Consider the following 13,684-nt stretch of genomic DNA (forward strand, 5'->3'; position numbering starts at 1 on the left):
GCTCACGCCGGCAGCACCGGGCCGCCGTCGAGCAGCGGGGCGAGCAGATCTCCCTGCTTCTCCACCCGCCGCAGCACCTCCCCCGCCGGGTACGGCTTCGCCGAAGGCCGCTTCCCGGCCGCCCCCGCCTCGACCTCGTCCCAGGTCAGCGGCGTGGACACCGCCGGCACCGCCTGTGCCCGCAGCGAGTACGGCGCGACCGTCGTCTTCGCCGCGTTGTTCTGGCTCCAGTCGATGAAGACCTTGCCGGGCCGCAGGTTCTTCGCCATCCGCGACACGACCAGCTTCGGGTGTTCGCGTTCCAGCTCCTGGGCGATCCGCTTCGCGTAGTCGGAGACGAGATCGGCGTCCTGGGTGGCGCTGATCGGGCAGCAGAGCTGCATGCCCTTCTTGCCGGAGGTCTTCGGGTACGCCGTCACCCCGTCGCGGGCGAGCCGGTCGCGCAGCAGGACGGCCACCTGGCAGCAGTGGCGCAGGGTGGCCGGCGGGCCCGGGTCGAGGTCGACCACCATCAGGTCCGGGTGGGTGCCGATCCGCCACTGCGGGGTGTGCAGTTCGAGGGCGGCCAGGTTGGCCAGCCAGACCAGGGTGGGCAGGTCGTCGGCGACCACGTAGTCGATGGTCTCCCGGCCCCTGCTCGACCCGGGCACAGGCAGCGTCTCGGTGCGTACCCAGGCGGGGGTGGCGGCGGGGGCGTTCTTCTCGAAGAACGAGCCACCGGTGACGCCGTTGGGGAACCGGATCCGGGTCAGCGCCCGGTCGGCCAGGTGCGGCAGCAGCACCGGGGCGATCCGGGTGTAGTAGTCGATCACCTCGCCCTTGGTGAAACCGGCCTCCGGGTAGAGCACCTTGTCCAGGTTGGACAGCTCCAACGCCCGGCCGTCGACCTCCACCTTCACCCGCTCAGGCATCCTCGACCTCCCCGGGCGGCTTGTCGGGGCGCAGCCGCAGCACCCGGGGGAAGCGCAGCCGCCCGTCCGGGGTGCGCTGGCCGTACCTGACCTCCACCACGATCCGGGGGATTACCCACATCGCGCCCCGGGCATCCTCGCGCGGCACGTCCCCGGCGAACGGCGACCCGTCGGTGCGCAGCGGTTCGAGTTCGCGCAGCAGTTCCCGTTCCAGGGCCGCACCGATCCCGCCGCCGACCCGGCCCCGGTAGGTGAGCCGCCCGTCGGGGCCGGGCACCCCGACCAGCAGCCCACCGATCTTCCGCGCGCCGGGCCGCCAGCCGCCGACCACGAAGTCGCCGGTCACCTCCAGCTTGACCTTCACCCAGTCGGGTGAGCGCACCCCGGGCCGGTAGACCGAGTCGGCCCGCTTGGCCAGCACCCCCTCCAGACCGTGCTCCCCGGCCGCCTGGTAGGTCGCCGCGCCGTCGGTGAAGGAGGGTGGCACCGCCCACCGGGCCGCGCCGAGCCCCAGGCCGTCGAGCGCCGCCCGCCGTTCGTGGTACGGCCACCCGGTGAGGTCCTCGCCCCGCAGCCGCAACAGGTCGAAGATCATGTACGTGACCGGGATGGTCGCCGACAGCCGGGCCGCCTTCGCCCGGTCCCGGACGTGCATCCGCTCGGCGAGGGCGGTGAACGAGGGCTGCCCGGCCGGGTCGAAGAGGACCACCTCGCCGTCGAGCAGCGCGTCGTCGACCTGCTCGGCCAGGGTCACCAGCTCCGGGTACGCGGCGGTGATCTCCACGCCGGAACGGGCGAACAGGTGCGGGTGGCCGCCGGTCAGGTCGGCGAGCGCGCGGACCCCGTCCCACTTGAACTCGTACGCCCAGCCGGCACCCACCGGGAGCGGCCCGGTCATCGCGAGCATCGGCTTCAACGGCGCGCCGGGCACCTGTCCGACTGTAGTTGCGCACGGAAGCACGTGCGGGGGCTTCGATCGTTTGCGATCCTGGTCAGGTCGGGGAGAGGAGCATCGGGATGCGGGCGATCTGGAAGGGAGCCGTGTCGTTCGGGCTGGTCTCGATCGGGGTGAAGCTCTACTCGGCCACCGAGGAGAAGGACATCCGGTTCCACCAGGTGCACCGCGACGACGGCGGCCGGATCCGCTACAAGCGCACCTGCTCGGTCTGCGGCGAGGAGGTCAGCTACGACGACATCGCCAAGGGCTACGACCTGGGCGGCGGCGAGCTGGTGATCCTCACCGACGCCGACTTCGCCGACCTGCCGCTGACCAGTTCCCGGGCGATCGACGTGCTGGAGTTCGTCCCCGCCGAGCAGGTCGACCCGATCCTCTACAACAAGGCGTACTTCCTGGAGCCGGAGGGGACCGCGACCAAGCCGTACGTGCTGCTGCGCGACGCGCTGGCCGACTCGGAGCGGGTGGCGATCGTCAAGGTGGCGCTGCGCCAGCGGGAGCAGTTGGCCACCCTGCGGGTCCGCGACGGGGTGCTGCTGCTCAACACGATGCTCTGGCCCGACGAGGTACGTACCCCCGACTTCGGCTTCCTGGACGAGGACCTGAAGGTCCGCCCGCCGGAGTTGGCGATGGCCGCCTCGCTGATCGACTCGATGGCCGGCGAGTTCCAGCCGGACGCCTTCACCGACGACTACCGGGCGGCCTTACAGGAGGTCATCGACGCCAAGGTCGAGGGGCGCGAGGTGGTCCAGCCGGCGGAGGAGGAGGCCGCGCCGGCCGCAGCGGTGGACCTGATGGCGGCGCTGAAGGCGTCCGTGGAGCGGGCCCGGGTGGCCCGGGGCGAGACGCCGTCCGGCGGGGCCGGCGAGCCGACGCCGATCTCGTCGGCCCGGTCGGCCAAGCAGGCGGCGAAGGCACCGGGGGCGAAGGCCGAACCGGCGAAGAAGACCACCGCCCGCAGGACCACCGCGAAGAAGACCCCGGCCAAGCAGGCGGAGCCGGCCAAGAAGACCGCCGCGAAGAAGACCACGGAGAAGAAGGCCACCAAGGCCGCCGCGAAGAAGACCGCCGAGAAGAAGGCCACCCCGCGCCGCAGCGCCTGAGCGGCGGACCCGCCCGACGCCCCGGCGCGACGGTGGGCCGTCCGCCGGGGGTCGTGCGTCGGTCAGCCCCGGCCGAGCTTCTCGGTGGGGGTGATCCGGACGATCACCCGCTCCTCGTCGGGCCGCCGGAACGGGTAGGTGTCCTGCCCGAGGTACTTCTTGGCCAGCCGGTCGATGTGCGCGTCGGCGCCCTCGGTGACGAACTCGGCGGTGCCCTTCACCCAGAGGGTGCGGAAGTCGTCGGCCCGGTCGACCACGGAGACCGCGACCACCGGGTTGCGGGCGATGTTGTGGTACTTCTGCCGCCCCTTGGCGGTGTTGAACAGGATGTGCTCGCCGTCGACGTCCACCCAGACCGGGGTGACGTGCGGCGTGCCGTCCGCCTCGATGGTCGCCACGTGGGCGAGTTGCGGCTCGGCGAGCAGGGTCTTGTCTTCGTCGGTGAGGATCGCCATGGTCGAGAACCTACCGCCGGACGGCTCCCGGCACCCGGAAAGAGCGGCACGTAACGGCACGCCCCGGCCCGTTCGGGGGCACGACGGGCGGGCGACGGCCCACCCTCGGCATCGATCCGGGTACCGTGTGCGCTGGCCACGGAACCGGGTCGCCGGGCCGGCCACCCACATCAGCAGGGAGTCGAGGACGTGAGCGAGCGTACGGAGAACCGTTCGGCGGGCCAGGGTCAGGCCCCGGAGACGAAGGCACAGCGGCGACTCGCCGCCCAGTTGGCGGCGCAGAAGGCCGCCGAGGCGCGCAAGCGCCGGCAGGCGTGGCTGGGCGCCGTTGCCGGCGTGGCCGTCATCGCGGTGATCGTCGGGGTGTTCGTGGTGGTCCGCAACGGCGAGAAGGACGACCCGAAGCCGGCGGCGGCGCCGGCCGGCTGCGCGGGTGACTTCCCCAAGCTGCCCGACGGGGCCGACCAGGCGCTGTGCACCAAGCCGCAGGCCACCAAGGGCGAGGGCGAGCTGACCGGGCTCAAGGCCACCCCGCTGATCCGGGGCACCGGCCCGGCCGCCCAGGCCGGCCAGCAGATCACCGTCAACTACGTGGGTGTGTCGTACAAGACCGGTGAGGAGTTCGACGCCTCCTGGAAGCGGTCCGAGCCGTTCACCTTCGGCCTCGGCCAGGGCAACGTCATTCCCGGCTGGGACCAGGGCATGCAGGGTCAGACCGTGGGCAGCCGGGTCCAGCTCGACATCCCCGCCGACCTGGCGTACGGCGACAAGCCGCAGCGTCCCGGCGCGCCCGCCGGCCCGCTGCGGTTCATCGTCGACGTGCTGGCGGTGCAGTAGACCACACGGGTCTTCCGGCCGGCACCTACCGGCAGTAGGTTCGGGGTCACCGTGGGCGGCCGGTCCGCGCCACGGTGACCCTCACCGACCCGGAGGTGCGCGTGCCGCCGCTGGACGACCCCGGGCGGACCGCCCGGCTGATGTGGACGCACGTCGAACCTCTGCACGCGATCACCTACTTCCACCCCCGGGCCCGCGCCGCCCACGAGGCGATCGGGCTGCGCGGCTACTGGCGGGGTTACTTCGCGGGCCGGGCCGCCCCGCTGGGGCCGGTCGACGCCGCCCCGGTGACCGCCGTCTTCTTCACCTTCGCCCCGCCGATGGTGAGCCGGGCGCTGCCGGCGGTGTGGCAGCTCGCCGCCCCGCAGGAGGCGTTGCGCGCCCGGCTCACCGGGGCCGTGCAGGCGCTCGCCGAGCTCACCTACGAACTCCCCGAGGCGCACCTGGCCGAGGCGGCCACGCTGCTGGAGGCCGCGGCCGTCGGGGCGGACACCGCCGGCCGGGTGCTCGGCGCGGCCAACGCCGCCCTGCCGCGCGGCGACTACCCGCTGGCCCGGCTCTGGCAGGCGGCCACCACGCTGCGCGAGCACCGCGGCGACGGGCACGTGGCCGCCCTGGTCGCCGCCGGTCTCGACCCGGTCGAGACGTTGGCGTTCCGGGTCGCCCTGGACCGGCCGGAGGAGCATCTGCTCGGCCGGGGCTGGACCCGGGACGAGTGGGCGCAGGCGCGGGCCCGGCTGGTCGACCGGGGGTGGCTGACCGACGGGGGCGCCCCCACCGAGGCGGGGCGCGCCGGCCTGCGGGCGGTGGAGGACGCGACCGACCGGGCCGCCGCCCGTCCCTGGCTGGCCCTCGGCCCGGACGGCACGGAACGGCTCCGTGAGCTGCTGGTCCCGGTCGCCCGCGCCTGCCACACGGTCATCCCCCCGGACAGCCCGATCGGGCTTCCCGCGCTCTCCTCCTGACCACCGCGGCCCGTCGCCCGAGTCGGACCATCGGTGTCGTACCGGGCAGACACGTCGTAGCAGGTCGTCGGCGGCCGACACACGTTGTTGACACATGTTTCATCGTCGGCGAGACTTCGTGATCGGGAGCGCTCCCACACCGGGGTGGAGTGTCGTCTCCTTCTCGCCGTGGCACTGCCACGCGAGCCCTCCACCCTCCAGGTCGGCTGCCGGCCGCCGTATGCCCTGTCGTCACCGCGCGGCGGTGGCCGTCGTCGTACGAGCCGCATCGTGCGAACGCCGCAGCCTGCCCCGGTCGAGAAAGGCGGGACCGTGCGACGTACGAAGTTCGACCAGTGGAGCCAGGAACTGCGCGACGTGCGTGACCCCGTCGAACTGTTCGGCGGCAGCGCCCAGACGGCCGTGCTGCGACTGCTCACCATGGCCGGCAAGGTGCCCTTCCGGTCCGCTCTCGACGGCCTGACCCTGCGTGAGCAGGCGATCGTCCGGCACCTGCTCGGCCGGCAGCAACTCCGGCTGACCGCGCCGGGTGCCGACGCCGCCCCCGCCCGGTTCGTGCTGGCCCACTCGGCGCTGGGCAGGCTGACCATCCACGAACCGGCGCGCGGCGACCTACCGGTCGAGGAGGTGGTGGCCGAACTCGCCCTGCCCGGGTGGATGATCGAGATGATCGACGAGGAGTGGCTGCCGGCCCAGGCCGAGGAGGAGTACCAGCGCCGCGAGCTCGACCGGATGCTGCACACCTGGCACGCCGACGGCAGCCTGGCCGAGCGGCTGGAGGAGGTCATCGACTGGGTCGAACGGGTCGAGACCGTCCTGATCTTCATCGAACGTCGGGTGTTCTCCCGCTCCGACTCCGGCTCCAGCACCCTCATCCGCGACGGCGTGCTGCCCGCGTTGCGGGAACGTCCACCGGCCGACTGGAGCCCGGAGGAGCGGCTCTTCGTCGCGTCCATCCAGTTGCTGTTCCGCACCGGCCGGGCGGTCCGGTTCGAGGAGTTCAACGGCCGCCAGCTCAGCGCGGTCAGCCTCCGGAAGGTGCTGACCACCCGCTGTGCGGCGTACCTGCGCGCGCTCGGCGAGCAGGCCACCGGGGAGCTGAGCACCGCCACCCTGGCCGAGTTGGCCACGCTCGCCGGTGAGCTGGTCGAGCACGTCGACGGTAGCGGTCACATCCGCTACCGGCGGATCAACGGGCTGACCTACGCCAAGGACGAGTACCTGCTGCCCTGGGAGGAGGAGCAGCGCAGTCAGGTCGAGCTACCGCCGACCCTGCGCACGCTGACCGGCACCCGGCCCGGGCCGGTCGACGGCGAGGACGCCGCCGCCTGGGTGCGACGTGCCACCACGGCCGCCCTGCGCGGCGTACACGCGGGCGGCGACGAGCGCGAGCTGACCGGCATCCTGGAGGGCATCGTGCTGGGCGCGGTCGTCGACAGCCGCGCCGACTACGGCATGTCCAGCGGCATCCGGGACCTGTCCCGCCTCGACGGTCCGGTCGGGCGGTACGACGAGGAGGTGGCGGGGCTGAAGAAACCCGACTTCTTCTGCTGCGTGCTGCCCAGCCCCGAGATGGCCGCCGACCTGCCCGCCCCCACCGTCACCGACATCCTGTGGCAGGTCGCGCAGCGGATGATGTACAACCGCTGGCACTTCGTGCCCGGCAACTTCGACCGGGTCGAGGTGCCCCGGCAGCGGCACTACTTCTTCCCGCCGCTGGTGCCCGACATCGCCGAGTGGGGCGACCTGCGCCACGGTGGGCACAGCACCTCCCGCGTCCGCTACACCCTGCGGGCCCCCGGCGCGGCGATGTGGAAGCAGCCGTTCACGGTCGGCGGCCGGCAGTACCGGGGCGCGTTCGACATCCGGCTGGTCCGCATGGACGGGCCGCCGTTCACCCTGGCCGACCTGCGGACCGCCTGCCGGTACTCGGCGCTGGTGGACGTGTTCTGGCGCGAGATCGCCGGCTACGCCGACGCGCACGACGGCTGGACCCCGACGATCACCGCGTTCGGCGGCGACTGGTACACCAAGGAGTCCTGGCGGGACCCCGTCGAGCGGCTCGACGCGGCACAGCAGACTGTCGGAGGGCTCGCGTGAGCGTCGACCCGCACCAGGTCGTCGTCAACGGCGAGGACCAGTACTCCCTGTGGCCGGCGGACCGGCCGCTGCCGGGCGGCTGGACGACGGTGTTCACCGGGCCGGTCGAGGCGTGCCTGGGGCACGTCGCGGCACACTGGACCGACCTGCGGCCCGCCTCGCTGCGTACCACCGGGGGTGCCGGCGCCGGCCCCGCCGTCCGGCCGGAGCCGGCCACGGTGGACGCCGCGTCGTCGGTCGCCACCGGCCCGCGCCGCCCGTTCGGTGACACCCCGCTGCACGTCCTCGTCGACCGGGCGCTGGCGGCCGATCCGGAGCGCGTCGCGGTGCGCTGTGCCGGGGTCGCGGCCACCGCCGGGGAACTGCGGGCCCGGGTTCGGCACGCCGCCCGGGTGCTGCGGGGCCACGGCGCCGGACCGGAGACCCCCGTCGCGGTGCTGCTCCCCCGCTCGGTGGACGCGGTGGTGGCGATCCTCGCGGTGTTGGCGGCCGGGTCGGCGTACCTGCCGCTGTCGGTGCACGACCCGGCGGAGCGGCGGGCCCGGATCCTGGCCGACGCGGGCGATCCGGTGCTGCTGACCGGCCCGGAACACCGGGGCCTCGTGGATGCCGGTTACCCGTCGACCGTGCTCGACGTGACCGACCTGCCGGAGCCGGCCGGCGACGACGGTGACGGCGGCTGCCGGGTGGAGAACCTGGCGTTCATCATGTACACCTCCGGCACCAGCGGCGCTCCCAAGGGGGTGCTCGGCACCCATCGGCAGCTCGTCAACTATGTGCACTGGTGCGCCGAGGAGTTCGCGTTCCAGCCCGGGGAGCGGGCGGTGCTGCACGCCCCGCTGTACTTCGTCGGGTCGGTGATGACGCTGTTCACGGCGCTGGTCGCGGACTGGGAGCTGGAGGTCGCGCCCGAGCCGGTCGCGTTCGACGACCTGATCGCGTTGACCGCCGCCGCCCCGTGCGGGTTCCTGAAGCTCACCCCGTCACACGTACGGGCGATGACCGCCCTGGGTGGTGTCGACGACGTCGCCCGCCAGGTCATGATCGGCAGCGAGCCGCTGTACCTGACCCCCGAGTTCGACGCGTGGATCAGCGGCAGCCCCAAGTCGGGCTTCGGCAACCACTACGGCATGAGCGAGACCGTCGGCGCGACCTGGTACTGGATCGGCGCGGACCGTACGGTCGGGCGGCGGCTGCCGGTCGGTGCCCCCATCCCCAACGCCGAGGTGCACATCCTCGACGAGCAGGGCCGGCCCGCGCCGCCGGGGCAGACCGGCGAGATCTGCCTGGGCGGGGCGGTGATCGGCCGGGGCTACCACGGCCAGCCGGTGTTGACCGCCCAGCGGTGGATCCCGCACCCCGGTGGCGACGGGAGGCGGCTGCTGCGCACCGGCGACCTGGGCCGGCTGGGCCCGGACGGGGTGCTGGACGTGCTCGGCCGCGCCGACCGGCAGGTGAAGATCCGGGGTCAGCGCGTCGAGCCGCCCGCCGTCGAGGACGCGCTGCGCCGCTGCCCCGGCGTCGCCGAGGCGGTGGTGATCGCCGAACCCGACGGCCACGACCTGCACCTGGTCGCCTACCTGCGGTCCGAGGAGGAGCCCCGGCCGACCGAGGCGCAGCTGCGCGCCCACGCCGCCGGTCTGCTGCCGGAGGCGTCCGTCCCGAGCCGGTTCCTGTACGTGGCGCAGTACCCGCTCACCCCGAACGGCAAGGTCGACACCCGTCGGCTGCCCGGCACGCCGACGGTACGGCCCGCGCTGAGCACCGCGTACGTCGCGCCCTCCGGTGAGTTGGAGACGGCGGTGGCCGGGGTGGTCGGCGCGGTGCTGCGGGTGGACCGGCTCGGTGTCGACGACGACTTCTTCGAACTCGGCGGCGACTCCATGCAGGTGGTCGAGGTCGTTACCCGGCTGGACGAGGAGTTGGGCCTGCCGGTGGGCATCGCCGACCTGTTCGACCGCCGTACGGTGCGCGCCCTGGCCGCCGGGCTGCCCGACCACCGGCCGCCGGGCCCCGTGACCCCGACGCCCGCCGGGGAGCACCCGGACCGGTCCCGGCGGGCGGACACCGGCCAGCCGGCGGTCGGGGACGCGGCGGTGCAGGCCCGGTTCTCCGGAGCGTCCGCCGGTTCCGCGCCACTGACCTGGGGGCAGATGGCCATGTACCGGCCGATGCAGTGGTTCGGCGAGGCCAGCCGGGACTTCAACATCCGGCGGGTGCTGCGGCTGACCGCCCCGGTCACCACCGAGCGGGTCACCACGGCCTGGTCGGAGCTGGTGCTACGGCACCAGGTGCTGCGCACCCTGATGACCGAGGACGCCGACGGACCCCGCCAGCACCTGCTGGCCGACGGGTCGTACGCGCCACTGGTGCGGGACACCACCGCCGCCGAACTGCCGGCGGTGGCGGACACCACCGCCGCCGAACTGGCCGGCACCGCGTTCCGGCTGGACCGGGACTGGCCGGTGCGGTGGGCGCTGCTGCGCGTCGACGGCCAGGTCGAGGCCGTGGCCGTGGCCGCCTCGCACGTGTCGCTGGACGGCTGGTCGCTGGAGCTGCTGCTGGCGGAGCTGCGCACCCTGATCGAGGGCGAACGGACCCTGCCCGCACCGGGTTGGCAGCCACTGGACCAGGCCGGCTACGAGGCGTCACCGGCCGGGCAGCGTCGGGCCGACCGGTCCCTGGCGTACTGGCGGGAGCGGCTGCCCCTGGTGCCGCAGCGGATCTTCGACGGGCCGGAGCAGGACGCCGGCCCACTGCCGGTCGTCACCTGGCGGATGGAGTCCACCGCCGTGGCCGCTGCCGCCGGCACGCTGGCCGAGCGGACGGGCGCGTCGTCGTCCACCGTGGTGCTGACCGCCGCGCTGCTGGTCCAGGCGGCGTTGACCGGCCGGGACCGGGCCGTGGTGAAGCTGATCGCCGGCAACCGGAACACCCCCCGCCAGCGGCAACTGGCCACCGGCATCGCCCAGAACGCGCTGCTGGTCTTCGAGATCGGCGACGGTGACGTCGACGACGCCGTGCGGCGCTGCTACCGCGACTCGACGGAGTCCTACTTCCACGCCACCTACCCGCCGGAGGCTCTGGACGCGCTGGTCGCGGCCGAGGGCGCGCAGGCCGACCTGTCGGTGTACTTCAACGACGCCCGCCTGGGCCGCGACTTCGACGTCCCGGCGCAACCGCCCGACCGGGCCACGCTGACCGCCCTGGCGGCGCACACCACCGTGCGGCAGGTCACCGCCGTGGCCCGGCACGACATGACCTTCTTCCTGGCCATGCCCTACCTGGCCGGTGGCTGCGCGCTGCAACTGCTGGCCGACACCCGGCGGGTGCCCGGCTCCGTCTGCGAGCGGGCGCTGCGGGGCATCGAGACGCTGCTGTGCGAGGCCGCGTCGCGCCCGGTGGCCCTGCGGGACGTCGCCGCGCTGCTCGACCTCGGCACCCGCCCCTCCGACCACCGGGAGTCCCGATGACCGACCCCTATCCGCTGCTGCACCGGCTGGCCGCCGCCGACGACGACGCGCTCACCACCGTCGCGCTGCCGCCCGACGGCCGCTACCAGGTCGTCACCACCACCGTCGACGAGGTCACCGCCCAGATCGTGCGTACCCTGCGCGACGGGTTCGCCGGTCGTGGCCCGGACGACTTCCCGCTGCTGGTGCTCGGCTGGGGACGCTGCCGGGTCGGCTCGACCGCCGTGACCAACCTGTTCGGCATGGCACGGGCGGCGGCCTACTACCAGCCGGTCAAGACCATCGGCCGGTTCGCGCTCACCGGCGGCGAGGGTTCGCCGTGGAAGCTGCCCGACGGCGAGCCGGTGCTGTTCGCCAAGGAGATGGCCGGGCCGTACGTGCCGTTCGAGGCGCTGTTCAACCCGGCCCGCTGCCTCGTCGAGGCGGGCTGGCCGGTCGACCGGCTGCGCCTGCTGGTGCTGGACCGGCAGCCGCGCGCCTCGCTCGACTCGTGGATGGCCAAGTGGGAGGGCAGGATCGGGCGCGAGCGGGTGGTGGAGAACTTCGTGCTCAGCACGCTCAACTACGCGCGGATGCGCGCCTGGGCCGGGGCCGAGGGGCTGGCGGTGACGCACTTCCCGTACGAGTGCAGCCGCGCGCCGCAGGAGACCGTGTCCCGGTTGTTCGACCGCCTCGGCATCGGCCACCTGTACCGGCCGGAGATGCTCACCGGCTGGGGTGCGGCCGGCGACCTCAACTCCGACCAGTCGAAGATCCACAACCCGGTGGAGCCGGAGCCCTACGTCGTGCCCGGTCTGCACGGCAACGCCGACGAGTACCGCTTCCGGCCCCGGTCGGTGACGGTCCTGACCGACGCGGAACTGGCCGTGGCCGACAGCGCCGAGGTGGTCGGGTCCTACGAGGTCTCGGTGCGGTCCTGCGCGCAGGAGCTGGCCCTGCCCGCGCCCCTGCGGGACGAGATCTTCGGCTGACCGCGATGGCCGCCTCCCCCTCCGGCGTCGGGCAGTGGCGTGAGGCCGCCGCCGCCCGGCTGCGCATCGCCCGGCAGTGGCCCGCCGCCGGAGCCGGTTGGAGTGCCGTCGCGCTGGCGCTCAGCGTGTCCCGGGGGGTGCTGCCGGTCGTCTTCGCGATCGCCGTCAGCACCACCGTCGGCCGGATCGGCCCGGTGCTGCACGGCACGGCCGGACCGGCCGGGGTGTGGTGGCCGCTGGCCGTCGCGGGCGCGGCGCTGATCGCGGCGCAGTTGGCGGAGGCGGCGCAGAAGGCCGTCGCCGAGCAGCTCAGCCGCCGCGTCGACGGGCACATGTACCGGCGGCTCATCCAGGCGTCGCTGTCGACCCGGGAGATCACCCCGCTGGAGGACCCGGCGGTGCTGGACGAGCTGGGCGAGGCCGGGCACGAGCTGCGGTTCGCGTTCCGCACCCCGGGTGCGGCCTACGCCGGGCTGATCGCCCTCGTCGGGCCGTACACCCAGGTCGCCGGGTTCACGGTGGTGGTCGCGGTGGTGCTGGGGCCGTGGGCGGCGCTGGTCATGCTGGCGGTGGTGCTGCTGTTCCGGCACGGCCAGCGCGGCGGGCTGCGCCGCTACGCCCGGGTCATCCGGGACGTGGCGGCCCTGCGCCGGGAGAGCCGCTACCTGCGGGGGCTGGCGATGGGCCCGGCCGCCGCCAAGGAGCTGCGGGTCTTCGGGCTCACCGGCTGGCTGACCGAACGCTACCGGCAGGTCTACCGCCGGGCCCTGGCCCCGGTGTGGGCCGAGCGCCGCCGGATCTACCTGCGGCCCTACCTGGCGTACACGGCGGTGGGGCTGGTCGGCGTGGCGGCGGTGCTGGCGCTGGCCGGGGTCCGCGCCGCCGACGGGGCGTACGACCTGGCCGCGCTGGCGCTGGTGTTGCAGGCGGTGCTGGCCCTGATCCGGCTGGGCGAGTTCTACCCGGACTCCGACACCCAGACCCAGTACGGCATGAACGCCGAGACCGCCATCACCGCGTTCGAGCAGGCGATGGCCCGCTACCCGGAACCCGCCGACCGGGGCGGTGCCGGGCCACCCGCCACCACCGCCCCGGCCATCGACTTCGCCGGGGTGCGCTTCGGCTACCCGGGTGGGGCCACGCCGGTGGTGGACGGCCTGGACCTGCACATCCCCGCCGGACGCTGCACCGCCCTGGTCGGGGTGAACGGCGCGGGCAAGACGACCCTGGTGAAACTGCTGGCCCGGCTCTACTCGCCGGATGCCGGTGCGGTGCGCGCCGACGGTGTCGACCTCGCCGACCTGCCGGCCCGGGACTGGCAGCGGCGGATCGCCGTGGTGTTCCAGGACTTCGTCCGCTACGAACTGTCGGTGGCGGCCAACATCGGGTTCGGCGCGGTGGAACATCTCGACGACCGGGCCGGGATCCGCCGCGCGGCGGAGGCGGCGGGGCTGCTCGACACCCTCGACGCGCTGCCGGACGGCATGGACACGCTGCTGTCGCGAGCGTACGACGGCGGGGTGGACCTGTCCGGCGGGCAGTGGCAGCGCATCGCCATCGCCCGTGCCCTGTTCGCGCTCTACCACGGCAGCAGCGTGCTGGTGTTGGACGAGCCCACGGCGGCGCTGGACGTGCGGGCCGAGGCCGAGTTCTTCGCCCGGTTCGCCGAGCTGACCCGGGGCCGCACGACGGTGCTCATCTCGCACCGGCTGTCCAGCGTCCGGCTGGCCGACCGGATCGTCCTGCTCGACGGGGGGCGGGTCGTCGAGCAGGGCAGCCACGACGAGCTCATGGCGGCGGGCGGCCGGTACGCGGCGATGTTCACCCTCCAGGCGGAGCGGTTCGCCGACGACGGGGCCGACCGGGACACCGACGAGGGCGCCGGGCCGCTGGCGCAGCGGGTGGGCTGAGGCG

Annotated in this window: 10 protein-coding genes; 7 read left to right on the top strand and 3 right to left on the bottom strand. The window is 74.0% G+C overall.

Annotated features, from left to right (window positions below; genetic code table 11):
• Positions 1-2: 2 nt before the first annotated feature.
• Complete coding sequence (gene ligD / locus H1A17_RS11630) at positions 3-911, bottom strand: non-homologous end-joining DNA ligase (protein WP_145917602.1); 909 nt, start codon at positions 909-911, stop codon at positions 3-5.
• Complete coding sequence (ligD, locus tag H1A17_RS11635) at positions 904-1,842, bottom strand: non-homologous end-joining DNA ligase (protein ID WP_194821855.1); 939 nt, start codon at positions 1,840-1,842, stop codon at positions 904-906. Before ligD (H1A17_RS11635) ends, ligD (H1A17_RS11630) begins: the two co-directional genes overlap by 8 nt.
• Positions 1,843-1,928: 86 nt before the next feature.
• On the opposite strand from ligD (H1A17_RS11635), the gene H1A17_RS11640 reads away from it, so the two are divergent.
• A complete protein-coding gene (locus tag H1A17_RS11640; RefSeq protein WP_145917600.1) occupies positions 1,929-2,969 on the top strand; it encodes a Ku protein in 1,041 nt (346 codons plus the stop codon).
• A gap of 62 nt (positions 2,970-3,031) precedes the next feature.
• Here H1A17_RS11640 and H1A17_RS11645 read toward each other — a convergent pair whose 3' ends face one another.
• Positions 3,032-3,424: a PPOX class F420-dependent oxidoreductase gene (locus H1A17_RS11645; protein WP_145917599.1), complete on the bottom strand. Its 393-nt coding sequence runs from the start codon at positions 3,422-3,424 to the stop codon at positions 3,032-3,034.
• Between the two features lie 189 nt (positions 3,425-3,613).
• Here H1A17_RS11645 and H1A17_RS11650 point away from each other — a divergent pair, with 189 nt between their 5' ends.
• From H1A17_RS11650 to H1A17_RS11675, 6 genes are all read left to right on the top strand, one after another.
• Positions 3,614-4,261: an FKBP-type peptidyl-prolyl cis-trans isomerase gene (locus H1A17_RS11650; RefSeq protein ID WP_145917598.1), complete on the top strand. Its 648-nt coding sequence runs from the start codon at positions 3,614-3,616 to the stop codon at positions 4,259-4,261.
• Between the two features lie 140 nt (positions 4,262-4,401).
• On the top strand, positions 4,402-5,226 hold the full coding sequence (locus H1A17_RS11655) for a hypothetical protein (RefSeq protein ID WP_145922532.1): 825 nt from the start codon (positions 4,402-4,404) through the stop codon (positions 5,224-5,226).
• Positions 5,227-5,538: 312 nt separating this feature from the next.
• Entirely contained in the window at positions 5,539-7,326 is a 1,788-nt protein-coding gene (locus H1A17_RS11660; RefSeq protein WP_194821856.1) for a hypothetical protein, read from the top strand.
• Positions 7,323-10,799 carry an AMP-binding protein gene (locus tag H1A17_RS11665; RefSeq protein WP_194821857.1) on the top strand — a complete coding sequence of 1,159 codons (3,477 nt, stop codon included), beginning with the start codon at positions 7,323-7,325 and terminating at the stop codon, positions 10,797-10,799. The genes H1A17_RS11660 and H1A17_RS11665 overlap by 4 nt, the downstream gene beginning before the upstream one ends.
• Positions 10,796-11,770 carry a sulfotransferase family protein gene (locus H1A17_RS11670; protein WP_145917595.1) on the top strand — a complete coding sequence of 325 codons (975 nt, stop codon included), beginning with the start codon at positions 10,796-10,798 and terminating at the stop codon, positions 11,768-11,770. Before H1A17_RS11665 ends, H1A17_RS11670 begins: the two co-directional genes overlap by 4 nt.
• Before the next feature lie 5 nt (positions 11,771-11,775).
• Positions 11,776-13,680 (top strand): ABC transporter ATP-binding protein, encoded by a 1,905-nt coding sequence (locus H1A17_RS11675; RefSeq protein ID WP_194821858.1) that lies wholly within the window; start codon positions 11,776-11,778, stop codon positions 13,678-13,680.
• Positions 13,681-13,684: the final 4 nt, after the last annotated feature.

Origin of the sequence: Micromonospora sp. S-DT3-3-22 (assembly GCF_015354745.1) — a bacterium.
In the GTDB taxonomy this organism is placed as follows: domain Bacteria; phylum Actinomycetota; class Actinomycetes; order Mycobacteriales; family Micromonosporaceae; genus Micromonospora; species Micromonospora wenchangensis.

What these genes read in the sequence shown, in the direction of transcription:
- H1A17_RS11675 (WP_194821858.1), top strand. Translation starts at nt 11,776, where the DNA reads ATGGCCGCCTCCCCCTCCGGCGTCGGGCAGTGGCGTGAGGCCGCCGCC.
- ligD (WP_145917602.1), bottom strand. Translation starts at nt 911, where the DNA reads ATGCCTGAGCGGGTGAAGGTGGAGGTCGACGGCCGGGCGTTGGAGCTG.
- H1A17_RS11655 (WP_145922532.1), top strand. Translation starts at nt 4,402, where the DNA reads ATGTGGACGCACGTCGAACCTCTGCACGCGATCACCTACTTCCACCCC.
- H1A17_RS11645 (WP_145917599.1), bottom strand. Translation starts at nt 3,424, where the DNA reads ATGGCGATCCTCACCGACGAAGACAAGACCCTGCTCGCCGAGCCGCAA.
- H1A17_RS11640 (WP_145917600.1), top strand. Translation starts at nt 1,929, where the DNA reads ATGCGGGCGATCTGGAAGGGAGCCGTGTCGTTCGGGCTGGTCTCGATC.
- H1A17_RS11670 (WP_145917595.1), top strand. Translation starts at nt 10,796, where the DNA reads ATGACCGACCCCTATCCGCTGCTGCACCGGCTGGCCGCCGCCGACGAC.